Below are 22,345 nucleotides of genomic sequence, written 5' to 3'. Positions count from 1 at the left end.
TCTCACTTCGCGGCTTTGGCTGGCGACAAGCGCTTCGGTTCCGCGGGGGCGATGTTGTGGTCGAGGTTAATTTCGAACACGTTCGACAGTTTGATACCGTTGAACTGGTAGCGGCCGGTGACGGTCACGAACACCACATGGTCAACGAAATTTTCGATCGCAGCGGTCGAGGTAACTGGCATCCCGTCGATTTTGAATACATGGAGCGGCAGCTCGAACATACCCTTGTAGGTCTTCGTCGAACCCGTGAAGAACCGGATTTCGATAGCAATAATACTGCCGTGTGCACTTGCAGAGAGGACCACCCCGTACTCGTCGTCTTCCGGCTGAAAGCCGTAAACGGTCCGCAGATATGCCTTGTGCGCATTCCCGCAGGCAGCGGCGTGCTTAGCAGCGGTTCGCGGATTTTTTTCGCACAGGACGACCGGCGTTTCCGCGCCATTGCTGCCCGTATAGTTGAGCGCGATCATACGCGGCCACCTTTGAGCAATTCCTTGATCTGCGCGACGGGCCATGCGAGGCGGCCGTGGATGCGGATCGGACGGAGCGGACCGTCTTCGTAGCACGCCCATTTGCGGAGGGTTTGTGGGCTGCGGCCCAGATGGAAGGCTGCTTCGTTGGTGTTAATTGCGCTACGCATCTCTTCGGCGAGTGCGATGATTTTTGCATCGGCGTTCATTGTCGTTCCTAAATGTTGATCGGATACTGCGACAACGAAAGCTACGCATGGCAACCAGTCAGGCTGGTTGCGGCAACCAACAAACCTAGCAACCATGCGGGTTACAGGCCGTTTTGTGCAACTGGGCAATGCAACCTATTTCTTGCGGCTCCTCGACCCAAGGGCGTCAAATGGGGATGGTTTGCGCGCGCCAAAGAGGCCCTTTGCCGTGGCGATCTGCTTGCCGATGAACTGGCGCGAAACGCCATATTTTTCTGCTAGGACCGCATGTGTATTCCCTTCAATCAGGCTCTCTTCAAGCAAGCGGCGAAGATCATGTTGATCCCAGGTGTTCGTTTTCTTTGCCTGCGGTGGCGAGGTGGCTTCGCCATTTGTTGGCGAGGCAAGGGGCGACGTGGCTTCAGCCACGATCGCCAAGGGAATGACCGACGACGCAGGATTCTTGGCTAGAATCCCTTGCATCGCTCCCTGTCCGCTTTCCGCCAGTACAAGCGAAGTAAGCGGGTCGGCGCTGTCCACGGTAGCCGTTTGCAAGTCAGCGACCGCTTCGTTCCGCACCAACTCCGCAATCGTATGGCGTGGCACGACCAACGTGGACTTCGCGGTGACCTGTACCGGCTTGGAGAAGAAATATTCCTCCGACTGCCCCATCCATTCCCCCTGATCGGTTTCCCAATGACCGAGCACACGATGATCGCCTTGGCGGAACGCGACGATGTCATCCCAAGATTGGTACGGCTGGTCTTCCCAGAGCCAAGCCGGTCGATCCGTGACAACCTGAGGTCCAGGGCTATAGGCCAGTTCCTCAATCTCAGCTTGTAGCAGGGTCACGTATCGGGCAGTCATCGAAGGTTCGGCAGTAATGACCAAATGACCGTCAACATATCGCTTGGACACGATCGACGCGTTGTATGGTGCGACCGCGTAGATCGGAAGGCGAAGGCGAATTACCGCACGGGTAAATTCGACCTCGGTCCAGGCGCGCTTGGTCAGGGTGCTCAGGACTAGAACTGCTTCAACGATTGAACAAACTTCACCAATATGCATCTCGACCTCGCTCGTTTTGGCCCAGCACCCTAGCAGTGAAGACTGGCATCGTCAACTTCATCAAGTGGGGACCGCCCCTGTTCGCCAATTACTGCCAAGGATACGCAGTACGTGGCTTTTCGACAGGTCATGGCGGTTTTGCGCCGAGAGCGACGCCCGCCCAGCGTTGGCAGCAGCCGACGGTAGGACTGCACAGAGAGGCTATATTCCGAGTAACAGGCCGGACTGCCGGCGGGAAGCGCACTAGATCAAATCGTGAAGCTGCGCGCCTTTCAGCGATGGTCGAACAGTCAGGCGACTGCATCACATCCATGCCTCATAACGTCAGACTAAGCTATGGCAGCGCTGGAGTACACATGGGGTACACGGCACTTAAAATCAAGCAAATGGACGCCCATTAACACTAGCAGACATTTCTAAGTGCTTGATTTTATTGGCCTGCCCAGCTGGGTTCGAACCAGCGACCCTCAGCTTAGAAGGCTGATGCTCTATCCAACTGAGCTATGGGCAGGAAGAGTCCGGCAAAAGCGATGGACGAAATGAAAACGGACCGTCGTCGACGGCCCGTTTGAATGCGATGGTCGGAGTACAAGGATTCGAACCTTGGACCCCCTGGTCCCAAACCAGGTGCGCTACCGGGCTGCGCTACACTCCGAATGGTGTTGATCATACCCGTTCGCGGGCGGCGCGTCAAACCGGATAGGAATGGATTCGCCGTGCCCCCTCATGTCGGCATCCGGCCCTGGCGCAATCGTCGCTCCAGAGTCGCATCAGGCATCCGGAGGGCGGGAACGGCCGCAGCCCAGTCACAGCCGCGGGCTGGGGCCGTCAAGCGCCCTGGAGCGCGCTCGGGCACGGAAACTGCGCAGCCGGGCCACAAGCGCAGCCGCAGCCCCCCCCAGCCTGGCGCGGTTCAGGCGCCCAGCTTGTCCGCGATGCGGCGCGCCATGCTTTCGGCCACTTCGGCCTGCTTGGCTTCCACCATCACGCGGATCAGGGGCTCGGTGCCCGAGGCACGGATCAGCACGCGACCGTTGTCGCCCAGTTCGCGCTCGACCGCTTCCTTCTCCGCCACCATCGCGGCATCTTTCGTCCAGTCGAAGCCAGGGGCGACGCGCTTGTTGATCAGCGTCTGCGGATACAGCGTCAGTTCGCTGCAGCAGGCTTCCAGCGACTTGCCGCTGCGCTTGAGTGCCGACAGCACCTGCAGGGCCGAGACGATGCCGTCGCCGGTGGTGTGCTTGTCCAGTGCCAACAGGTGGCCGGAGCCCTCGCCGCCGAAGATCCAGCCGCGCTCCTTCATGACTTCGAGCACGTAGCGGTCGCCGACCTTGGCACGGGCAAAGCCGACGCCCAGCTCCTTGAACGCCACCTCGAGCGCCATGTTGGTCATCAGGGTGCCGACGGCGCCGGCAACCGGACCGGTGGTCATGCGGTCGCGCACCATGATGTAGAGCAGCTCGTCGCCGTTGTAGACGCGGCCCTTGGCGTCGACCATGATCAGGCGGTCGGCGTCGCCGTCGAGGGCGATGCCGAGGTCGGCCTTGTTTTCCAGCACGGCAGCGGACAGCGCTTTCGGCGCGGTTGCGCCAAAGCCGGCGTTGATATTGAAGCCGTCCGGGCTGGCGCCGATCGAGACGACCTCGGCACCGAGTTCATGGAACACGTGCGGCGCGATGTTGTAGGCGGCGCCGTGGGCGCTGTCGACGACCATCTTCAGGCCGCGCAGGTCCAGTTCGTTCGGGAAGGTGCCCTTGCAGAATTCGATGTAGCGGCCCTGGGCGTCGCGCAGGCGCGTTGCACGGCCGAGCTTTTCCGACGACACGCATTCCATCGGCTGGTCGATCGCTTCCTCGATGGAGAGCTCGACGCTGTCGGGCAGCTTGGTGCCATGCTCGGAAAAGAACTTGATGCCATTGTCCTGGAAAGGATTGTGCGAAGCCGAAATGACCACGCCGGCCTGCAGGCGCAGTGCGCGGGTCAGGTAGGCGATCGCCGGGGTCGGCATCGGGCCGGCCAGCATCACGTCGACACCGGCAGCGGAGAAGCCCGCTTCCAGGGCCGCTTCCAGCATGTAGCCGGAAATACGGGTGTCCTTGCCGATCAGGACGACCGGATGGCTACCGGTCGGGTTGTCCTTCGCCAGCACCTTGCCGGCTGCGTAGCCGAGGCGCATCACGAAGTCGGGCGTGATCGGCGCAACGCCGACTTCGCCGCGAACACCATCCGTACCAAAATATTTGCGTGCCATGCTTCTTCTCTTATTGTGGGGATTAATCAGTGGCCGCGCGCCAGACCTTCAGCGCGTCGACCGTCTCTGCAACGTCATGCACTCGTACAATTTTAGCGCCATGTGCGAAAGCAGCCAACGCGCCTGCAATGCTTCCTGGCAAGCGCTGCTCGACGGGGCGTCCGGTGACGGCCCCGATCATCGATTTGCGCGACAGGCCAATCAACACCGGCAAGCCGAGCTCCTCCGCGATGCGACCTGTGCTCCGCAGCAAGGCATAGTTGTGTTCGACCGTCTTGCCGAAGCCCAGGCCGGGATCGACGCAGATGCGTTCGCGGTCGACGCCGGCAGCCAGCAAGGCATCGACGCGTTCGCGCAGGAAGCCGATGACTTCGCGCACCACGTCCTCGTAATGCGGCTGGGCCTGCATGTCCTGGGGCGTGCCCTGCATGTGCATCACGCACAGCCCGCAATCGCTGTCGACGACGGCCTCGATCGCCCCGGGCGCGCGGAAACCGTTGATGTCGTTGATCATGTCGGCACCGGCAATGATGGCCTCGCGCATCACCCGCGGCTTGCAGGTATCGACCGACAGCGCCTTGCCTGCTTCCTGCAGCGCATACAGGGCCGGCATGACGCGCGCCAGCTCCTCCTCGACCGGCACGCTTGGCGAGCCCGGACGGGTGGACTCGCCGCCGATGTCGATCAGGTCGACGCCATCGGCCACCATGTCCTCGGCGCGCGAGATGGCGAACTCGAGCGAGTGGTAGCGGCCGCCGTCGGAAAACGAATCAGGTGTGACGTTGAGGATGCCCATGACGAGGGAGCGCTGCCCCAGCTCGTAGCGGAAGCGGCCGCATTGGAAGAATTGACGCATAGGGGAGAAATGTGGGTCGTTAACGCGCAAAAGGCATCTTGGGGATGCCTTTTGCGGGGATGCTGCTCAGTCGATCAAGCCGGTGCCGTCGCGTTGGTGGCAACGCCGCCGGAACCATTGTCGCCAGGAGGCGTGCGCTTGGTCAGCAGGCCCGTCTTCGGCGGACGCGGCTCGCGGCCGGCCATGATGTCGTTGATCTGCTCGGAATCGATGGTTTCCCAGTCGAGCAGCGCCTTGGTCATCATTTCAACCTTGTCGCGGTTCTCTTCCAGCAGGCGGCGCGCCAGCGCGTACTGCGTGTCGAGGATGGCGCGGATCTCCGCATCGACCTTCTGCTGCGTCGCTTCCGAGATGGTCTTGGTGGCGCCGCCGAAGAAACCTTCGTTCTCGCTGTCCTCGTAGACCATCACGCCCATGCTCTCGGACATGCCGAAGCGGGTCACCATCGAGCGGGCCAGCTTGGTGGCGCGGGCGAAGTCGTTCGATGCGCCGGTCGACATCTGGCCGACGAAAATCTCTTCGGCGATGCGGCCACCGAACAGGATCGAAATTTCTTCCAGCATCTTGTCCTTGTAGCCGGACAGTGCATCGTGCTCGGGCAGCTGCCAGGTAAGGCCGAGGGCATAGCCGCGCGGCATGATCGTGACCTTGTGCACGGGATCGGCCTTCGGCAGCAGCTTGGCGATGACGGCGTGGCCCGACTCATGATAAGCCGTGTTGCGGCGCTCTTCTTCGCGCATGACCATGGACTTGCGCTCCGGACCCATGTAGATCTTGTCCTTGGCGTCCTCGAAATCGTTCATTTCGACCAGGCGCTTGTTGCGGCGCGCGGCGAACAGGGCTGCCTCGTTGACCAGGTTGGCCAGGTCGGCGCCCGAGAAGCCAGGCGTGCCGCGGGCGATGATGTCGGCCTTGACGTCGGCGCCGATCGGCACCTTGCGCATGTGCACGTTCAGGATCTGCTCGCGGCCGCGGATGTCCGGCAGGCCCACCATCACCTGGCGGTCGAAACGGCCCGGACGCAGCAGCGCTTTGTCGAGCACGTCGGCGCGGTTGGTGGCGGCGATGACGATCACGCCCGAGGTGGCCTCGAAGCCATCCATCTCGACCAGCAACTGGTTCAGCGTCTGTTCGCGTTCGTCGTTGCCGCCGCCCATGCCGGCGCCACGGTGACGGCCGACCGCGTCGATCTCGTCGATGAAGATGATGCAGGGCGAGTGCTTTTTCGCGTTCTCGAACATGTCGCGCACGCGGGATGCGCCGACACCGACGAACATCTCGACGAAGTCGGAACCGGAGATCGAGAAGAACGGCACTTTCGCTTCGCCGGCAATGGCACGCGCCAGCAGGGTTTTACCGGTACCCGGAGGACCCACCATCAGCACGCCGCGCGGGATGCGGCCGCCGAGCTTCTGGAACTTGGTCGGGTCTTTCAGGAAGTCGACGATCTCGCCGACTTCTTCCTTCGCCTCGTCGCAACCGGCGACGTCGGCAAAGGTGACGCTGTTGTTGGTTTCGTCGAGCATGCGCGCCTTCGACTTGCCGAAGGAGAACGCGCCGCCCTTGCCGCCACCCTGCATCTGGCGCATGAAGAACACCCAGACGCCGATCAGGAGCAGCATCGGGAACCAGGAAATGAAGACTTGCTGCAGGAAACCAGGCTCTTCCGGCGGCTTCACGTCGAAGCGTATGCCGGCGTCGCGCAGGTCGCCCACCAGGCCGCGGTCGAGCACGGTCGAGGTGGCGCGCACCTTGGTGTCGTCGGTGCGGGTCGCGGTGATGTTCAGGCCTTCGATCACGACGTCCTTGATGCGGCGGGCCTTCACATCGTCGAGCAGCTCGGAATAAGCGATGGTCTTGCTGCCGCCGGCTGGGCTGCTATGGTCGAACTGCTTGAACAGCATGAACAACAGCAGTGCGACCACCACCCAGATGGCGGATTTGGAAAACATATTATTCACGAAAACTCCTCCGATGCGATCCGCACCAATACCAATTTGAGATTGCCGATGTGGAGCGCCTGGCAAAACCTTCATTGCCGCGTTACGCCGTCCAGCCCTGCCCTCGTGCTGTTTTCGGGGCATGCGCTGAGCTGACGGTTTTGCCAGGCGCTCTTTCTCGCGATTCTAACCGCGATTTTACTCGCAACATGCCGGCTGTGCAGCGCACAGCCCGTCATAATGCCATATTGCCACTATTTCCACAGATTTCGGCGCGCCACAAGACAGTGGACGCGCGCCGCGGGAGGCTTACGCCGATGCATGTGTGGCTGCGATCTCAAATATCAAGGGCGGCATCCCGGTCGGATCCGGATTTGTATTCCACTGGATTCTTCAGACCACGCCCGAGAAGGAAAATTTCCGAGGATTTGTCCCGGCTTGCCTTGGGCTTGATTTGCTTGACGGTCTTGAACTCAGTGCGGAACTTCTCAACGATCTGCGTAAAACCCATATCCTTGAAGCACTTGACCAACAATGCGCCGGGCAGCTTGAGATGCATTTGAGAAAACTCAATGGCGAGATCGATCAAATGTTCCATCCGCGCCGCGTCCGCGGTGGGAATACCGGACAGATTCGGGGCCATGTCCGACAGCACGAGATCGGCTTTTCGTCCCTCTAAAACAACAGCGAGCTGGTCGAGCACGGCGTCTTCGCGGAAGTCGCCCTGGATGTAGTGAACGTCGGCAATCGGTTCCATCGGCAGTAGGTCGAGGCCGATGATCGTGCCGCTGATGCCGCCGCCTTCCTTGCCCGACAGCTTGCGCCGGGTGTATTGCGCCCAGGAGCCCGGGGTGCAGCCGAGGTCGACGATGACCTGGCCTGGCTTGATGAGTTTTTCGCTTTCGTCGATCTCTTTGAGCTTGAAGGCGGCCCGTGCACGGAAGCCTTCTTTCTGCGCCAGCTTGACGTAGGGGTCGTTAATATGGTCGTGCAACCAGTTTTTGTTTAATTTGTTCTTGGCCATTCGCGTAGAATACTGCTTTTAAAGGTAATCCAAAAATTATTATGCTTAAACTTACTCCGGCCGAGCGCAGCGCGCTGCGCGCCGAAGCCCATGGGCTCAATCCTGTCGTCATGATCGGCGAAGCCGGCCTGACCGAGTCCGTCATGAAGGAAATCGCGGCCAGCCTCGACGCCCATGGCCTGATCAAGGTGCGCGTGTTCGGCGACGACCGCGAGGCACGTGTTGCCATGTATGAACAGATTTCCACGGAACTCGACGCCGCGCCGGTCCAGCACATCGGCAAGCTGCTCGTGCTCTACCGTCCGAAGAAGGAAGTGGTCAAGGAACGCAGCAGCAAGGCCGGCAAGGGCATGCGCGAAGTCACCATCGTCAAGGCCAGCGCCAGCGGCACCAAGAAGCCGAGCGTCACCAAGGTCATGATCAAGGGGAACGAGCGCGTGACCGCCGGCGGCAACATCAAGCGCGCCAAGCCGCGCCAGGCCAGCACCAAGAAGAATGCGCTGAATAAATAAGCGCCCTTCCACAAGAAGCCGGAGCGTGTCTCCGGTTTTTTTCGTCCGGCCTGTCGGCGGTCAGTGTCTTCGGACGCTGTATCGCGTTTCCAGCGGTGACACCGCGTGGGCACGAGTGCCCACCCTACGATACTGCTCAGCCGCCGCACCGCGTGGGGTCAGGACTCCACCCTGCCACCGCCACCGTTATCGGCTTTTCAGCAGCAGCATCGCCGCCAGTACGCTTTCGATCAGGTGGAACAGCTGCGAGACGCCATGCATGACCGCGAAACGTGTCCACATGGGCGACGCGCGGATGCCCGCAGGCCCGGCCGCATCGCGCATGAACGCCATCGCGGGCTGCAGGCCGACGAACATCACCAGCGCACAGGCCAGCATGGCCAGCACCAGCAGCTTCAGGGAACGCCTGCGCGCACCATCCAGGTCAGGCGAAAACCGTACCAGGATCAGCATCAGCACCGCACAAGCCATCGAGATCCAGGCCAGGCGGCGCAGGAAAGCGCCGACGAGGTCACCGGCCAGCGCGCCGCCGGCAAGCGAGAACACGGCCGGCGCGGCCACATAGCCGAGCACCCAGGGCGCCCGCCCAGAGTGCGGCCACCAGCAGGCGCGCGGCGGCGATGCGGCCGGCCGTTTGCGCCATCAGACGTAGCGCACTTCGAGGATTTCGTATTCGCGCGGGCCGGACGGCGCCTGCACTTCCACCACGTCGCCGGCGTACTTGCCGATCAGGGCACGCGCGATTGGCGAGGTGACCGACACCTTGTTCAGTTTGAGGTCGGCTTCGTCCAGGCCGACGATCTGGTAGCTGACCTTCTGGCCCGATTCCAGGTCCTCGAGGTCGACGGTGGAGGCGAAGACCACGCGGCCTTCGGCGTCGAGCGTGGCCGGGTCGATGATCTGGGCGGCACTCAACTTGCCTTCGAGTTCGGCGATGCGGCCTTCGACGAAGGCCTGGCGCTCCTTGGCCGCGTCGTATTCCGCGTTCTCCGACAGGTCACCATGCGAACGTGCTTCGGCGATCGCATCGATGACGCTGCGGCGCTCTTTCGTCTTGAGCTGGTGCAGCTCTTCCTTCAGCAGTTCGGCGCCGTATTTGGTCAGTGGGACGGTAGTGTTCATGGTCTTTCGCTTATGACTAAAAAACGTCGAGCAGGCGGCACGATGCCGGCTGCTCGAGGCTTGTTGACAGTTCTCGTGGACGTACCAAGCGAAAACCACAGAGCCACACGACGGGAGCCGCGCGAACTCTGTGGTTTGACGGGTACTACTTGATGCCTAGTTTAAGGTGTTATGCAGACCTTGTAAATCGTAGACCCGAATCTCGTTCAGGTGGCGCATGCCCTGGATCGCCGCTTCGGCACCGGCAATCGTCGTGTAGGTCACCACGCGCGAGGCCAGCGCCGAGGTACGGATGGTACGCGAGTCGACGATCGCACTGCGTTTTTCCTCGACGGTGTTGATGACCATCTCGATCTCGTGGTTCTTGATCATGTCGACCACGTGCGGACGGCCCTCGATCACCTTGTTCACGGCCAGCACCGGCAGGCCGGCGGCGGCGATCACGGCAGCGGTACCCTTGGTGGCGGCCAGCGTGAAGCCGAGCGAGACCAGGTCGCGCGCCACCTGCACCGCGCGCGGCTTGTCGGAGGCCTTCACCGACAGGAAGACGCGGCCCGATTCGGGCAGCTTGATGCCCGCACCGATCTGCGACTTGACGAAGGCTTCGCCGAAGGTTTCGCCTACGCCCATCACTTCGCCGGTCGACTTCATTTCCGGTCCGAGGATGGTATCCACGCCAGGGAATTTCACGAACGGGAACACGGCTTCCTTGACGCTGTAGAACGGCGGCGTGACTTCTTTCGTGATGCCTTGCGACGCCAGGGTCTGGCCGACCATGCAGCGCGCCGCGACCTTGGCCAGCTGGATGCCGGTGGCTTTCGAGACGAAGGGGACGGTACGCGAGGCGCGCGGGTTCACTTCCAGCACGAACACCGTATCGACCGTCTTGCCGCCCTCTTCCTTCTGCTGGATCGCGAACTGCACGTTCATCAGGCCGACCACGTTCAGGCCCTTGGCCATCAGCGCGGTCTGGCGCTTGAGTTCATCGATCGTCTCTTGCGACAGCGAGTAAGGCGGCAGCGAGCAGGCCGAGTCGCCCGAGTGCACGCCTGCCTGTTCGATGTGTTCCATCACGCCGCCGATGAAGGTGGTCTCGCCATCCGAGATGCAGTCGACGTCGACTTCAATGGCGTCGTTCAGGAAGCGGTCGAGCAGCACAGGCGAATCGTTCGACACTTTCACCGCTTCGCGCATGTAGCGCTCGAGGTCGCGCTGCTCGTGGACGATTTCCATCGCGCGGCCGCCCAGCACATACGAAGGACGCACGACCAGCGGGTAGCCGATTTCCTGCGCCAGTGCCAGCGCCTCGGTTTCGGTACGCGCGGTGCGGTTTGGCGGCTGGCGCAGGCCGAGGTCTTGCAGCAGCTTCTGGAAGCGCTCGCGGTCTTCGGCGGCATCGATCATGTCCGGGCTGGTGCCGACGATCGGCACGCCATTCGCTTCCAGGTCGAGCGCGAGCTTCAAAGGCGTCTGGCCGCCGTACTGGACGATCACGCCGACCGGCTTTTCCAGCTCGACGATTTCCAGCACGTCTTCCAGCGTCAGCGATTCGAAGTACAGGCGGTCCGACGTATCGTAGTCGGTCGACACGGTCTCCGGATTACAGTTGACCATGATGGTCTCGTAGCCGTCTTCGCGCATGGCCAGGGCCGCGTGCACGCAGCAGTAATCGAACTCGATGCCCTGGCCGATGCGGTTCGGACCGCCGCCCAGCACCATGATTTTCTTCTTGTCGGTCGGCGCCGCTTCGCATTCCTCGTCATAGGTCGAGTACATGTAGGCGGTGTCGGTGGCAAATTCGGCGGCGCAGGTGTCGACGCGCTTGTAGACCGGGCGGATGCCCAGCGCGTGACGGCGCTCGCGCACCGCGGCCTGCGTGGTGTGCATGAGAAAAGCCATGCGCGCGTCCGAGAAACCCTTCTGCTTCAACTTGTACAGGGTCGGCTTGTCGAGCGACTCCAGCGTCTGGTGATCCAGCCAGAGCTCGATGTCGACGATTTCCTTGATCTGGATGAGGAACCACGGATCGATTTTTGTCAGCGCATGGACTTCTTCCAGCGTGAAGCCCTGGGCAAAAGCGTCGCCCACGTACCAGATGCGTTCCGGTCCCGGCTCGCCCAGTTCCTCTTCGATGACTTCGCGGTCGCGCGTCATTTCGTTCAGGCCATCGACGCCCACTTCCAGGCCGCGCAGCGCTTTCTGGAACGATTCCTGGAAGGTGCGGCCCATGGCCATGACTTCGCCGACCGATTTCATCTGGGTCGTCAGGTGCTTGTCCGCGGCCGGGAATTTCTCGAAGGCGAAGCGCGGGATCTTGGTCACGACATAGTCGATCGAGGGCTCGAACGATGCCGGGGTCGCGCCGCCGGTGATCTCGTTGCGCAGTTCGTCCAGCGTGAAGCCGACCGCCAGCTTGGCGGCGACTTTCGCGATCGGGAAGCCGGTTGCCTTCGAGGCCAGCGCCGAGGAACGCGACACGCGCGGGTTCATCTCGATGACGATCATGCGCCCGTCCTGCGGGTTGATCGCGAACTGCACGTTCGAGCCGCCGGTATCGACGCCGATCTCGCGCAGCACCGCGATCGAGGCGTTGCGCATGATCTGGTATTCCTTGTCGGTCAGCGTCTGCGCCGGCGCGACCGTGATCGAGTCGCCGGTGTGCACGCCCATCGGGTCGAGGTTTTCGATCGAGCAGATGATGATGCAGTTGTCGGCCCTGTCGCGCACGACTTCCATCTCGTACTCTTTCCAGCCCAGCAGCGACTCTTCGATCAGCAGTTCGTTGGTGGGCGAAGCTTCCAGGCCGCGCTTGCAGATGGCCTCGAATTCTTCCTCGTTGTAGGCGATGCCGCCGCCGGTGCCGCCCATCGTGAAGGATGGCCGGATGATGGTCGGGAAGCCGAGTTCGCGCTGCACGGTGCGTGCTTCGTCCATCGAGTGCGCCACGCCCGAGCGCGCCGAACCCAGGCCGATCTTCGTCATCGCGTCCTTGAACTTGGAACGGTCCTCGGCCTTGTCGATCGCTTCCGGCGAGGCGCCGATCAGCTCGACCTTGTACTTGTCGAGGATGCCGTGGCGGTGCAGGTCGAGCGCGCAGTTCAGCGCGGTCTGGCCGCCCATGGTCGGCAGGATCGCGTCCGGACGCTCCTTGTCGATGATACGTTCGACGACCTTCCAGGTGATCGGCTCGATGTAGGTAACATCGGCCATCTCCGGGTCGGTCATGATGGTGGCGGGGTTGCTGTTGACCAGGATGACTTTATAACCCTCGTCGCGCAGGGCCTTGCAGGCCTGCGCGCCCGAGTAATCGAATTCCGCGGCCTGGCCGATGATGATCGGGCCGGCGCCGATGATCAGGATGCTTTTGATATCACTACGCTTTGGCATTTAGTTCTTCTCCTGCGCTTGCATCAAACCGATGAAGCGGTCAAACAGATAGGCGACGTCGGTCGGGCCAGGGGACGCTTCCGGGTGGCCCTGGAAGCAGAAGGCGGGTTTGTCGGTGCGGGCAAAGCCCTGCAGCGAACCGTCGAACAGCGACACGTGGGTGACGCGGCAGTTGCCTGGGAGCGTTTCCGGGTCGACCGCGAAACCGTGGTTCTGCGACGTGATCAGCACCTTCCTCGAGTCGAGGTCCTGGACCGGGTGGTTGGCACCGTGGTGGCCGAACTTCATCTTCATCGTCTTCGCGCCGGAAGCGAGTGCCATGATCTGGTGGCCGAGGCAGATGCCGAAGGTCGGGATGCCCTTCTCGATCAGTTCGGCGGTGGCGCGGATGGCATAGTCGCAGGGTTCCGGGTCGCCCGGGCCGTTGGCCAGGAAAATACCGTCGGGATTCAGGGCCAGCGCGTCCTGCGCGGTCGACTCGGCCGGCAGCACGGTGACCTTGCAGCCGCGCTCGGCCAGCATGCGCAGGATGTTGCGCTTGACGCCGTAGTCAAAGGCGACGACGTGGTATTGGGGATTGTCCTGCTTGCCGAAGCCCTCGCCGAGCTTCCACTCGGTTTCGGTGAAGACGTACGGCTCTTTCACCGACACGACCTTGGCCAGGTCCATGCCCGACAGGCCGGGGAAGGAGCGCGCCAGTTCGAGCGCCTGGATTTCCGACGGCTGGTTGCCTTGCGTGCCGGTCAGGATGGCGCCGCTCTGGGCGCCCTTCTCGCGCAGCAGGCGGGTCAGTTTGCGGGTATCGATGCCGGCGATTGCCACGACATTTTCGGCCTTCAGGTAGTCCGACAGCGACTGCGTGGAACGGAAATTCGATGCCAGCAGCGGCAGGTCGCGAATGATCAGGCCGGCGGCGTGAACTTTCGACGCTTCGACGTCGGCGGCGTTGACGCCGTAGTTGCCGATGTGCGGGTACGTCAGCGTGACGATCTGACGCGAGTAGCTGGGGTCGGTCAGGATTTCCTGGTAGCCGGTAATGGCGGTATTGAAGACCACTTCACCGGTCGTGTGACCGGCGGCGCCAATCGAAATTCCTCGAAAAATCGTTCCGTCTGCGAGAGCCAGGATGGCCGGGACGGTTGGGCCAGAAAAAAATGGCGGCAAGGGTAACTCCCAATAAAGTTACCGTAGCTGCGCCACGTCAGACCGGCATCCAAATCCTGCAGGCGAATGGAGCGTGCCCGAGGGTGGAAGTCGCTTTTGAATGAGGAATGGAGGGTAGGCGCTACGGCAAGTAAGTGAATGGTTAAACCCCTCAATTATAGCGCCGCTTGGCCAATCCGGCAATCCGTCGCCGACGCGATTCCGGGCGAAATCGCGATTTTTACTTACAGATGAGCTGCGTTTTTCTGCGATTCAACACAGCGTAGGGTAGGCGGCTCGACCGGTCTGGCGATGCGGACGCGGCGTGTGCGCCGCCTACGCGTGCAACCCAGGCCTGCGCTACCGCCACGTGTCACGACGCCGCAAGCGCGCAGCGGCAGACCGCCCGGCACATCGTCAGCCGCTTGAACGCGTAGGCGGCGCATACGCCACATCCACGCACGCAGCACGGCCGAGCCGCCTACCCTACGCGAAGCAAGCGCCCGCTCAGGCGTTGCCCAGCAGCGCGGCGATGCCCGCCTTCGCCACCTGCGCATCCTCGTTCGACTTCACGCCGGACACGCCGACCGCGCCGATCACATGACCGTCAACGACCACGGGCACGCCGCCCTCGAGCATGCCCTCGATCTCCGGCGCCGACAGGAAAGACACGCGGCCGTTGTTGATCACGTCTTCGTACACTTTGGACTCGCGGCGGCCGAGCGCGGCCGTCTTCGCCTTGGCGGGCGCGATGTGGCTTGATACCGGCGGGGCGCCGTCCAGGCGCTGCAGCCACAGCAGGTGGCCGCCGTCGTCGACGATGGCAAAGGTGATGGCCCAGCCATTCGTCAGGGCTTCGGCTTCGCTTGCCGCGGCGATGATCTTCACGTCGTCCAGGGTCAGCATCGGCTTGGTTTTCATCGGTCTCTCTTCCTTATGGTTGTTGTTGTTTGGCCTTCAGCTTGGCCTTGATTTGCGGCATCACCGCAGCGGCCGCCTGTTCCCCGGCGAGGATCGCCAGGTTGCGGCCATTGAAGTCGGCGCTGCCCATCTTGCCCAGCGCCGGGGTGATGACGATGTCGGCATCCTTGAGTTCGAAGTGGTTCAGGCGCTGGCCCATGATGCTGAAGGTCTGCATCAGCACGTCAAGCGAGCTGACCGTGGCCTGGGTGTCGGCCTGGGTCGAGATGTTCACGGCGATCACGAAGTCGGCGCCCATCTTCTCGCGCGTGAACTTCACGGGCACCGGGGCCACCAGGCCGCCGTCGACATAGGTCTTGTTGCCGATCCTGACGGGCTGGAAGACCGAGGGCACGGCGGACGATGCACGTACGGCCATGCCGGTATTACCCTTGTCGAACATGACGGCTTCGCCGGTCTTCAGGTCGGTGACCACCGCCCCAAAACGCTTCGGCAGCTTTTCCATCGGCCGGTTGTTCACCGCCTTGTTGACATAGTTCTGCAGCGCCTCGCCCTTGAGCAGGCCCGGCGACTTCGAAAACAGCGGCATGGCCCAGTCCGAGATCGTCGCCTCGTCCATGCCCATGGCCGTCTTCTGCAGCTCGAAGCCGCTATAGCCTGCCGCGTACAGGGCGCCGACCACGGAACCGGCACTGGTGCCGACAACGATCTCGGGCACGATGCCCTGCGCTTCCAGCGCCTTGATCACGCCGATATGGGCAAAGCCGCGCGCGGCGCCGCCACCCAGGGCCAGGCCGATGCGGATCTTCTTCGGTGGCGGCGGCGGCGCCTGGACGGCGACCGGGACGGGAGGGGGCGGCGGGGTGCTGCCGCAGGCGGTCAGCAGCAGCGCGCCGAGAGCAATGAGGGAGGTGCGTCGAGAGAGCATGGAGGGCAGGTAGCGGGGTCGAGAAAGACAATTCCCGATTGTACCGCGCATCGATGCAGACTGGATGAGGCGGGGCTTAGGGTGCGGCTGGCGGTACCTTGAGGTTCGCTGGCTGGACGGTGGCTGCATTGTACGGATGGTGCGCATCTTGCATCGGGCGTACCTGAGCGAGGCAGCGCTGGTGGACTGGCCGGCAAAGCCGGCGTAATGTAGGGTGGACTCCTTTCGTGCGGTCGTACCCGTGCATGCCGCACCGCCCCTTGTGGTGCGAGCGCCGCGTGCCGGGTCGACTCTCCACGGGTCAAACGCCGTACCGCGTGGGCGGAGCCCACCCTACGGTGCGCGGCGGGCGAAGGCATGTGCCCCCCGGGGCGGCTTGCGTAGGTGGGCAGTACCCTCGCGAGGCTGAGCTGGTGGGTTAGAAACGTAGGGTGGGCTCTGCCCACGCGGTCGTACCCATGCATGCCGCACCGCCCCTTGTGATGCGAACGCCGCGTGCCGAGCTCGACTCTCCACTGGTCAAACGCCGTACCGCGTGGGCGGAGCCCACCCTACGGTGCGCGGCGGCCGCGGTGTGCGGATGCTGTGCGGTACCTGAATACAGTGGCTCCGGTCGATTCGTCCGCAAAGCCGGCGAAACGTAGGGTGGGCTCTGCCCACGCGGTCGTACCCATGCATGCCGCACCGCCCCTCATGGTGCGAACGCAGCGTGCCGGGTCGACTCTCCACTGGTCAAACGCCGTACCGCGTGGGCGGAGCCCACCCTACGGTGCGCGGCGGGCGCGGTGTGCGGATGCTGTGCGATACCTGAATACAGTGGGTCCGGTCGATTCGTCCGCAAAGCCGGCGAAACGTAGGGTGGGCTCCGCCCACGCGGTCGTACTCATGCATGCCGCACCGCCCCTTGTGGTGCGAACGCCGCGTGCCGAGCTCGACTCTCCACTGGTCAAACGCCGTACCGCGTGGGCGGAGCCCACCCTACGGTGCGCGGCGGGCGGAGGCATGTGGCCCCCGGGGCAGCTTGCGTAGGTGGGCAGTCGTACCCATGCATAGCGCACCGCCCCTCGTGGTGCGAACGCCGCGTGCCGGGTCGACTCTCCACTGGTCAAGCGCCCTACCGCGTGGGCGGAGCCCACCCTACGGTGCGCGGCGGTATTGGCTACGGCCGCCGTGCCGTTTGCATCGCAGGGCGTCCGGTCCTAGCCAGGCAGGGAGGTGTTGGGCAAGGACACGGTGAAGGTACTGCCCTCCCCCGGCACGGAGCTGATGTTCAGGCGCCCGCCGTGCCGCAGCAGCACGTGCTTGACGATGGCCAGGCCCAGGCCCGTGCCCTGCGTCTCGCGCGAACGGCTCTTGTCGACGCGGTAGAAGCGCTCGGTCAGGCGCGCAATGTGCTGGGGGTCGATGCCGATGCCGCTGTCGCATACGGAAAACTGCAGGTCGCCCGCACCGCGCCGCCACGACAGCGCGATGGTGCCGCCACCCGGCGAATAGCGCACCGCGTTCGAGGCCAGGTTGGCAAAGGCGCTGCGCAGCTCTTCCATGCTGCCCATCACGTCCGGGCCGTCGACCGTTACCTCGATCCGGTGGCGGCCGTTCGACAGCGCCCGTGCCTCGGCAGCCACCGATTCCACCAGCGCCGCCACGTCCACGCGCTCGCGCCGCAGCGGGAATTCGTCGGACTCCAGGCGCGACAGGGTCAGCATGTCTTCGATCAGGCGCTGCATGCGCTCGCCCTGCTCGGTCATCAGTTTCAGGTGCGCTTCACGGGTGGCGGCATCCATGCACGGGTCGGACATGGCGATCTCGAGGAAGCCGACGATGACCGTCAGCGGCGTGCGCAATTCATGCGAGGCGTTGGCAATGAAGTCGCGCCGCATCGCCTCGATACGCTCGGTATCGGTGGCATCGTGGGTGACGAGGATCTGGCGCCGGTTTTCAAAAGGGATGATGCGGCATTCGATCTTGCGGCCGCGCAGCGACAGCGTGAGCGGCTGCTCGTAGCGTCCCAGGATGATGTAGTCGATGAAGTCCGGATGGCGCACCAGGTTGGTCACGCGCAGGCCCTTGTCGCGCTCGAGCGTGAGGTTCAGGTGGCGCTCGGCCGCCGGGTTGCACCACTCCAGGAAAAGCACATCGTCCATGATGGCCACGCCCTCCGGCAACAGGCTCATGGCCTGGCGGAAGCGCGCCAGCCATTCGGCCAGCTCCGCCTGGTGGCGCTCGTCCTCGCGGCGCAGGCGGTAGAGGCGCGCGAACACGTCCGTCCAGGCACCCCAGCCGTCCGGCAGGCGTCCGCTGTGCGGGTCGTTCAGCCACTCGCCCAGCCGGTACAGGTAGGTCAGCTGCACGAACAGCGCGGCAACCGCACCGGCCAGCGCCAGCGCCAGCGCCGCGACCGGTCCGGCCATCCACCACACCACGCCGGCGGCAACGAAGATGGAGGCCAGGCGCAACAGCGCCGGCACCCAGAACAGCAGTTTGGGATTCATGCGGCCTTCAAGGAAGTGAATCGTCGATTATTTTTCCGACAGCATATACCCGACGCTGCGCACCGTGCGGATCAGCCCTTCGGCGCCCTTCAAGGCCTTCCGCAGGCGCAGCACGTGTACGTCCACCGTGCGCTCCTCGATGACGGCGTGGTCGCCCCAGACCTTGTCGAGCAGCTGGGCGCGCGAGAACACGCGCTCGCGGTGGGCCAGCAGGAATTTGAGCAGCTTGTATTCGGCATTGCCGATGTCGACCTGCTGGCCCTCGATGCTGACCGTGCAGCTGGCCGGGTCGAGCAGGACAGCCCCCGCGCGCAGCGGCGCCTCGGCCAGGTGCGGGCTCTTGCGGCGCAGCAGGGCGCGCGAACGGGCCAGCAGTTCGCGTGGCGAGAACGGTTTCGTCACATAGTCGTCCGCGCCCGTGTTCAGGCCAGCCAGCTTGTCTTCTTCCATGCTCTTTGCCGTCAGCATGATGACGGGGATGTCCTGGAAGTCGCGGTCGGCGCGCAGCCGTGCCAGGAGGCGCAGGCCGCTCTGGTCTGGCAGCATCCAGTCGAGCAGCAGCAGGTCCGGCTTGCCGCGGCTGATGCTGTCCCAGGCCGCGCCCGTCGTGCCGACCGAGGAGATGCTCCAGCCGGCTTCGCGCAGCGAATAGCTCACCAGTTCGACGATGGCCGGTTCGTCTTCGACCACCAGTACGCGCGTGCTTCCCATGTTCAGCCTTCCTGGACGACGGGTTTGCTGTGGCGGATGTCCCGTCCCTCGACCACGTAGATCACGTACTCGGCGATGTTCTTCGCATGGTCGCCGATGCGTTCGATGGCCTTGGCCACCCACAGCGTGTCGAGCGCCGAGGAAATCGTGCGCGGGTCTTCCATCATGAAGGTGATCAGGTTGCGCAGGATGGTGCGGAACTCGTGGTCGATGATTTCGTCGCCGGCGATGATGCGCATGGCCTGCTTGCCGTCCAGGCGCGCAAAGGCGTCGAGCGCGTCGTGCAGCAGTTCAGAGGTGTCCTTGCCGATGCTGCGGATGGTGTCGTAGTGGGCAAAACCGGTCACGCCGCGCGCATGCAGGCTTTTCGCGGTGCGCGCAATCTTGCTTGCCTCGTCGCCGATGCGTTCGAGGTCGGTGATCACCTTGATGGTCGCCATGATGGTGCGCAGGTCGTTCGCCGCCGGCTGGCGCTTGACGATCAGGTGGCTGCAGGCGTCGTCGAGCTGCACTTCCAGCCCGTTCACGGCCGCGTCCTCGGCCATCACGTGGTCCGCCTGCGCGATATCTCCCACGCGGAAGCAGTGCAGCGCCTCCTCGAACTGGGTTTCCACCATGCCGCCCATGAGCAGCACCTTGGAGCGGATCGCTTCGAGTTCCTGGTCGTATTGTTTGCTTGAGTGTTCACCGATCATTACTGCTCTCCCTGTTCTTCTTTTCCGTATTAACCGAAGCGGCCGGTGATGTAATCCTGGGTCTCTTTTTTAGCCGGGTTCATGAACAACTGATCCGTCTCGCCGAATTCCACCAGCTCTCCCAGGTACATATAGGCAGTGTAATCGGAACACCGGGCCGCCTGCTGCATGTTGTGGGTGACGATGGCGATCGTGTAGTCCTGTTTCAATTCGCTGATCAACTCCTCGATCTTGGCCGTCGAGATCGGGTCCAGCGCCGAGGTCGGCTCGTCCAGCAGCAGCACGTCGGGCTTGACCGCCACGCCGCGCGCGATGCACAGGCGCTGCTGCTGGCCGCCGGACAGCGACAGGCCGCTCTTGTTCAGCTTGTCCTTGGCCTCTTCCCACAACGCCGCCTTTTTCAAGGCCCATTCCACGCGCTCGTCCATCTCGCCTTTCGACAGGTTCTCGTACAGGCGCACGCCGAAGGCGATATTGTCGTAGATCGACATCGGGAACGGGGTCGGCTTCTGGAATACCATGCCGATTTTCGCGCGCAGCATGTTCACGTCGACGCCCGGCTCGAGGATGTTGCGCTCGCGGTAGACGATCGATCCTTCCGCGCGCTGGCCCGGGTACAGGTCGTACATGCGGTTCAGGGTGCGCAGCAGGGTCGACTTGCCGCAGCCCGAGGGGCCGATGAAGGCGGTGACCTGCTTTTCGTGGATGTCGAGCGAGACTTTCTTGAGGCTCTGCGTCTTCCCGTAGTAGAAGTCGAGGTTGGCGATCGCTATGGTCTTGGTCTTCGCTTGCGCTGCCGGGGCAGCCTGCATGGAGTGGATCATGGTGGTTTTCACATTTCGTCGGGAATCAACGCGGCGTCTTCTGGGTGAAGACGGTCCGCGACAGGATGTTCAGCAGCAGCACGGCGAAGGTCACCAGGAGTGCCGCGCCCCAGGCCAGCGCGCGCCAGTCGTCGTAGGGGCTCATGGCGAACTGCGCGATCACGATCGGCAGGTTGGCCAGTGGCGCGTTCATGTCGGTGCTGTAGAACTGGTTGTTCAGGGCCGTGAACAAGAGCGGCGCGGTTTCGCCAGAGATGCGCGCCAGGGCCAGCAGGACGCCGGTGATGACGCCAGCTTTCACGGCGCGCAGGCGCACCGTCATCGCCACCTTCCAGCGCGGCGCGCCCAGGGCGAATGCCGCTTCCAGCAAATTGGTCGGTACCAGGCGCAGCATGTTGTCGGTGGTACGCACGACGACCGGAATGGCGATCAGCGCCAGCGCCAGCGAACCCGCGTAGCCCGAGAAGTGCTTGGCGTTGGCCACGTAGACGGCCCAGACGAACATGCCGATCACGATCGACGGGGCCGAGAGCATCACGTCGGTGACGAAGCGCGTGACCTGGCCGAAGCGGTTGGTGGCGCCGTACTCGGCCAGGTAGATGCCGGCCAGGATGCCGATCGGCGTGCTGACCAGGGTCGACAGGCCCACCATCATCAGGCTGCCGACGATGGCATTGCGCAGGCCACCGCCCTCGCCGCCCGGCGCCGGGGTGTCGGCGGTGAAGAGCGCGGTCGAGAGCGAGCCGAAGCCGTTGGCAACCAGGGTCCAGAGGATCCAGGCCAGGAAGGCCAGGCCCACGAGCATGGCCGCCACGGAAAGGGCCATGCCGACCCGGTGCGCCAGCAGGCGCCTGCGGTAGACGGGGTTCATGGCCGCCTTCATTTCGTACCTTCCTTGCGGGACATCCCCGCCAACATCAGTTTGGCCGCCGACAGCACGACAAAGGTGATCGCGAACAGGATCAGGGCGATGGCGAACAGCGAGGACACGTGCAGGTTCGAGGCCGCCTCGGCGAATTCGTTGGCCAGGGTCGAGGAGATCGAATTCCCGGCCGAGAACAGCGAGGGGCTCAGTTCGTGTGCATTGCCGATCACGAAAGTCACGGCCATGGTTTCGCCCAGTGCCCGCCCCAGGCCCAGCATCACGCCGCCGACGACGCCGTTGCGGGTGTAGGGCAGCACTACCTTGCGCACCACTTCCCAGCGGGTGCAGCCCAGGCCATAGGCCGATTCCTTCAGCACGGCCGGGACGATCTCGAAGACGTCGCGCATCACCGAGGCGATGAAGGGAATGATCATGATGGCCAGCACCAGGCCGGCGGTGAGGATGCCGATGCCCATGGTCGGGCCCTGGAACAGCTGGCCGATCACCGGCAGCTGGCCGACGGTCTCCTTCAGCAGCGGCTGGACGTGGTCGGCGAACAGGGGCGCGAACACGAACAGGCCCCAGATGCCGTAGATGATCGAGGGGATGCCGGCCAGCAGTTCGACGGCCGTGCCCAGCGGTCGGCGCAGCACGGCCGGGCAGATTTCGGTGAGGAAGAGCGCGATGCCAAAGCTGATCGGGAAGGCGACGACCAGGGCGATCAGCGAGGTCACGACAGTGCCCCAGATCGCGATCAGGGCGCCGAACTTGTCGTTGATGGGGTCCCACTCGACGGTGTAGATGAAGGCCGGGCCGAATTCCCTGAAGGCGGGCATGGCGCCGATGACCAGCGAGGCGATGATGCCGACCAGGGCCAGCAGGACGCTGGCGGCGAACAGCAAGGTGATCTTGTGGAAGAAGAAATCCTGGATGCGCTGCTTGCGCATG

20 protein-coding genes and 2 tRNA genes are annotated in these 22,345 nt (G+C 63.4%); 1 reads left to right on the top strand and 21 read right to left on the bottom strand.

Annotation, left to right across the window (positions count from 1 at the left end):
• Window positions 1-2 precede the first annotated feature (2 nt).
• The 9 genes from G4G28_RS09670 to G4G28_RS09630 all read right to left on the bottom strand — a co-directional run bounded on the left by G4G28_RS09670 (window position 3) and on the right by G4G28_RS09630 (window position 7,797).
• The gene (locus G4G28_RS09670; protein ID WP_182988105.1) at window positions 3-470 is read right to left on the bottom strand and encodes a hypothetical protein; all 468 of its coding nucleotides are present in this window, start codon (window positions 468-470) and stop codon (window positions 3-5) included.
• A complete protein-coding gene (locus tag G4G28_RS09665) occupies window positions 467-679 on the bottom strand; it encodes a DNA-binding protein (protein WP_182988104.1) in 213 nt (70 codons plus the stop codon). The genes G4G28_RS09670 and G4G28_RS09665 overlap by 4 nt, the downstream gene beginning before the upstream one ends.
• Window positions 680-814: 135 nt before the next feature.
• Window positions 815-1,726, bottom strand: coding sequence for a hypothetical protein (locus G4G28_RS09660; RefSeq protein WP_182988103.1), 912 nt, complete (start codon window positions 1,724-1,726; stop codon window positions 815-817).
• A 434-nt stretch (window positions 1,727-2,160) separates the two neighbouring features.
• Window positions 2,161-2,237 (bottom strand) — tRNA-Arg (locus tag G4G28_RS09655).
• A gap of 67 nt (window positions 2,238-2,304) precedes the next feature.
• Window positions 2,305-2,381, bottom strand: a tRNA-Pro gene (locus G4G28_RS09650).
• A gap of 258 nt (window positions 2,382-2,639) precedes the next feature.
• Window positions 2,640-3,977, bottom strand: coding sequence for a phosphoglucosamine mutase (gene glmM, locus G4G28_RS09645; protein ID WP_182988102.1), 1,338 nt, complete (start codon window positions 3,975-3,977; stop codon window positions 2,640-2,642).
• A 22-nt stretch (window positions 3,978-3,999) separates the two neighbouring features.
• Window positions 4,000-4,833, bottom strand: coding sequence for a dihydropteroate synthase (folP, locus tag G4G28_RS09640; RefSeq protein WP_182988101.1), 834 nt, complete (start codon window positions 4,831-4,833; stop codon window positions 4,000-4,002).
• Window positions 4,834-4,907: 74 nt separating this feature from the next.
• On the bottom strand, window positions 4,908-6,794 hold the full coding sequence (ftsH, locus tag G4G28_RS09635; protein WP_182988100.1) for an ATP-dependent zinc metalloprotease FtsH: 1,887 nt from the start codon (window positions 6,792-6,794) through the stop codon (window positions 4,908-4,910).
• A 316-nt stretch (window positions 6,795-7,110) separates the two neighbouring features.
• Entirely contained in the window at window positions 7,111-7,797 is a 687-nt protein-coding gene (locus tag G4G28_RS09630) for an RlmE family RNA methyltransferase (protein WP_182988099.1), read from the bottom strand.
• Window positions 7,798-7,838: 41 nt separating this feature from the next.
• On the opposite strand from G4G28_RS09630, the gene yhbY reads away from it, so the two are divergent.
• Entirely contained in the window at window positions 7,839-8,309 is a 471-nt protein-coding gene (gene yhbY / locus G4G28_RS09625) for a ribosome assembly RNA-binding protein YhbY (protein ID WP_182988098.1), read from the top strand.
• 186 nt (window positions 8,310-8,495) lie between these two features.
• Here the strand turns inward: yhbY and G4G28_RS09620 are convergent, their stop codons facing one another.
• The 12 genes from G4G28_RS09620 to pstC all read right to left on the bottom strand — a co-directional run bounded on the left by G4G28_RS09620 (window position 8,496) and on the right by pstC (window position 22,344).
• Window positions 8,496-8,882, bottom strand: coding sequence for a DUF4149 domain-containing protein (locus G4G28_RS09620; RefSeq protein WP_229507987.1), 387 nt, complete (start codon window positions 8,880-8,882; stop codon window positions 8,496-8,498).
• Between the two features lie 69 nt (window positions 8,883-8,951).
• The gene (greA, locus tag G4G28_RS09615) at window positions 8,952-9,431 is read right to left on the bottom strand and encodes a transcription elongation factor GreA (RefSeq protein ID WP_182988096.1); all 480 of its coding nucleotides are present in this window, start codon (window positions 9,429-9,431) and stop codon (window positions 8,952-8,954) included.
• A gap of 156 nt (window positions 9,432-9,587) precedes the next feature.
• Window positions 9,588-12,818 (bottom strand): carbamoyl-phosphate synthase large subunit, encoded by a 3,231-nt coding sequence (carB, locus tag G4G28_RS09610; protein ID WP_182988095.1) that lies wholly within the window; start codon window positions 12,816-12,818, stop codon window positions 9,588-9,590.
• Window positions 12,819-13,982 carry a glutamine-hydrolyzing carbamoyl-phosphate synthase small subunit gene (gene carA, locus G4G28_RS09605; RefSeq protein WP_182988094.1) on the bottom strand — a complete coding sequence of 388 codons (1,164 nt, stop codon included), beginning with the start codon at window positions 13,980-13,982 and terminating at the stop codon, window positions 12,819-12,821.
• A gap of 486 nt (window positions 13,983-14,468) precedes the next feature.
• Window positions 14,469-14,882, bottom strand: a complete 414-nt coding sequence (locus G4G28_RS09600; RefSeq protein WP_182988093.1) for a heme-binding protein — start codon at window positions 14,880-14,882, stop codon at window positions 14,469-14,471.
• Between the two features lie 13 nt (window positions 14,883-14,895).
• Entirely contained in the window at window positions 14,896-15,810 is a 915-nt protein-coding gene (locus G4G28_RS09595) for a patatin-like phospholipase family protein (RefSeq protein WP_182988092.1), read from the bottom strand.
• A 1,199-nt stretch (window positions 15,811-17,009) separates the two neighbouring features.
• A complete protein-coding gene (gene phoR, locus G4G28_RS09590; RefSeq protein ID WP_182988091.1) occupies window positions 17,010-18,302 on the bottom strand; it encodes a phosphate regulon sensor histidine kinase PhoR in 1,293 nt (430 codons plus the stop codon).
• Between the two features lie 27 nt (window positions 18,303-18,329).
• Entirely contained in the window at window positions 18,330-19,013 is a 684-nt protein-coding gene (locus G4G28_RS09585; protein WP_182988090.1) for a response regulator, read from the bottom strand.
• A gap of 2 nt (window positions 19,014-19,015) precedes the next feature.
• Window positions 19,016-19,708 carry a phosphate signaling complex protein PhoU gene (gene phoU / locus G4G28_RS09580; RefSeq protein ID WP_182988089.1) on the bottom strand — a complete coding sequence of 231 codons (693 nt, stop codon included), beginning with the start codon at window positions 19,706-19,708 and terminating at the stop codon, window positions 19,016-19,018.
• Between the two features lie 29 nt (window positions 19,709-19,737).
• Entirely contained in the window at window positions 19,738-20,532 is a 795-nt protein-coding gene (pstB, locus tag G4G28_RS09575; protein WP_182988088.1) for a phosphate ABC transporter ATP-binding protein PstB, read from the bottom strand.
• Window positions 20,533-20,557: 25 nt separating this feature from the next.
• Window positions 20,558-21,415 carry a phosphate ABC transporter permease PstA gene (gene pstA / locus G4G28_RS09570; RefSeq protein ID WP_182988087.1) on the bottom strand — a complete coding sequence of 286 codons (858 nt, stop codon included), beginning with the start codon at window positions 21,413-21,415 and terminating at the stop codon, window positions 20,558-20,560.
• Window positions 21,412-22,344: a phosphate ABC transporter permease subunit PstC gene (pstC, locus tag G4G28_RS09565; RefSeq protein ID WP_229425602.1), complete on the bottom strand. Its 933-nt coding sequence runs from the start codon at window positions 22,342-22,344 to the stop codon at window positions 21,412-21,414. Before pstC ends, pstA begins: the two co-directional genes overlap by 4 nt.
• Window position 22,345 lies beyond the last annotated feature (1 nt).

The organism is Massilia sp. Dwa41.01b, from assembly GCF_014171775.1.
Taxonomy (GTDB): Bacteria; Pseudomonadota; Gammaproteobacteria; order Burkholderiales; family Burkholderiaceae_D; genus Telluria.
Note: the sequence above shows the minus strand (reverse complement) of the source record. Positions and strands in the feature narration are given on the sequence as shown.

Bases quoted from the DNA above. Each gene is read 5' to 3' on its own strand.
- phoR (WP_182988091.1), bottom strand. From the start codon at position 18,302: ATGAATCCCAAACTGCTGTTCTGGGTGCCGGCGCTGTTGCGCCTGGCC.
- G4G28_RS09595 (WP_182988092.1), bottom strand. From the start codon at position 15,810: ATGCTCTCTCGACGCACCTCCCTCATTGCTCTCGGCGCGCTGCTGCTG.
- folP (WP_182988101.1), bottom strand. From the start codon at position 4,833: ATGCGTCAATTCTTCCAATGCGGCCGCTTCCGCTACGAGCTGGGGCAG.
- G4G28_RS09665 (WP_182988104.1), bottom strand. From the start codon at position 679: ATGAACGCCGATGCAAAAATCATCGCACTCGCCGAAGAGATGCGTAGC.
- G4G28_RS09660 (WP_182988103.1), bottom strand. From the start codon at position 1,726: ATGCATATTGGTGAAGTTTGTTCAATCGTTGAAGCAGTTCTAGTCCTG.
- greA (WP_182988096.1), bottom strand. From the start codon at position 9,431: ATGAACACTACCGTCCCACTGACCAAATACGGCGCCGAACTGCTGAAG.
- pstB (WP_182988088.1), bottom strand. From the start codon at position 20,532: ATGATCCACTCCATGCAGGCTGCCCCGGCAGCGCAAGCGAAGACCAAG.
- yhbY (WP_182988098.1), top strand. From the start codon at position 7,839: ATGCTTAAACTTACTCCGGCCGAGCGCAGCGCGCTGCGCGCCGAAGCC.
- G4G28_RS09670 (WP_182988105.1), bottom strand. From the start codon at position 470: ATGATCGCGCTCAACTATACGGGCAGCAATGGCGCGGAAACGCCGGTC.
- G4G28_RS09585 (WP_182988090.1), bottom strand. From the start codon at position 19,013: ATGGGAAGCACGCGCGTACTGGTGGTCGAAGACGAACCGGCCATCGTC.
- pstC (WP_229425602.1), bottom strand. From the start codon at position 22,344: ATGCGCAAGCAGCGCATCCAGGATTTCTTCTTCCACAAGATCACCTTG.
- carB (WP_182988095.1), bottom strand. From the start codon at position 12,818: ATGCCAAAGCGTAGTGATATCAAAAGCATCCTGATCATCGGCGCCGGC.
- G4G28_RS09600 (WP_182988093.1), bottom strand. From the start codon at position 14,882: ATGAAAACCAAGCCGATGCTGACCCTGGACGACGTGAAGATCATCGCC.
- phoU (WP_182988089.1), bottom strand. From the start codon at position 19,708: ATGATCGGTGAACACTCAAGCAAACAATACGACCAGGAACTCGAAGCG.
- glmM (WP_182988102.1), bottom strand. From the start codon at position 3,977: ATGGCACGCAAATATTTTGGTACGGATGGTGTTCGCGGCGAAGTCGGC.
- pstA (WP_182988087.1), bottom strand. From the start codon at position 21,415: ATGAAGGCGGCCATGAACCCCGTCTACCGCAGGCGCCTGCTGGCGCAC.
- G4G28_RS09630 (WP_182988099.1), bottom strand. From the start codon at position 7,797: ATGGCCAAGAACAAATTAAACAAAAACTGGTTGCACGACCATATTAAC.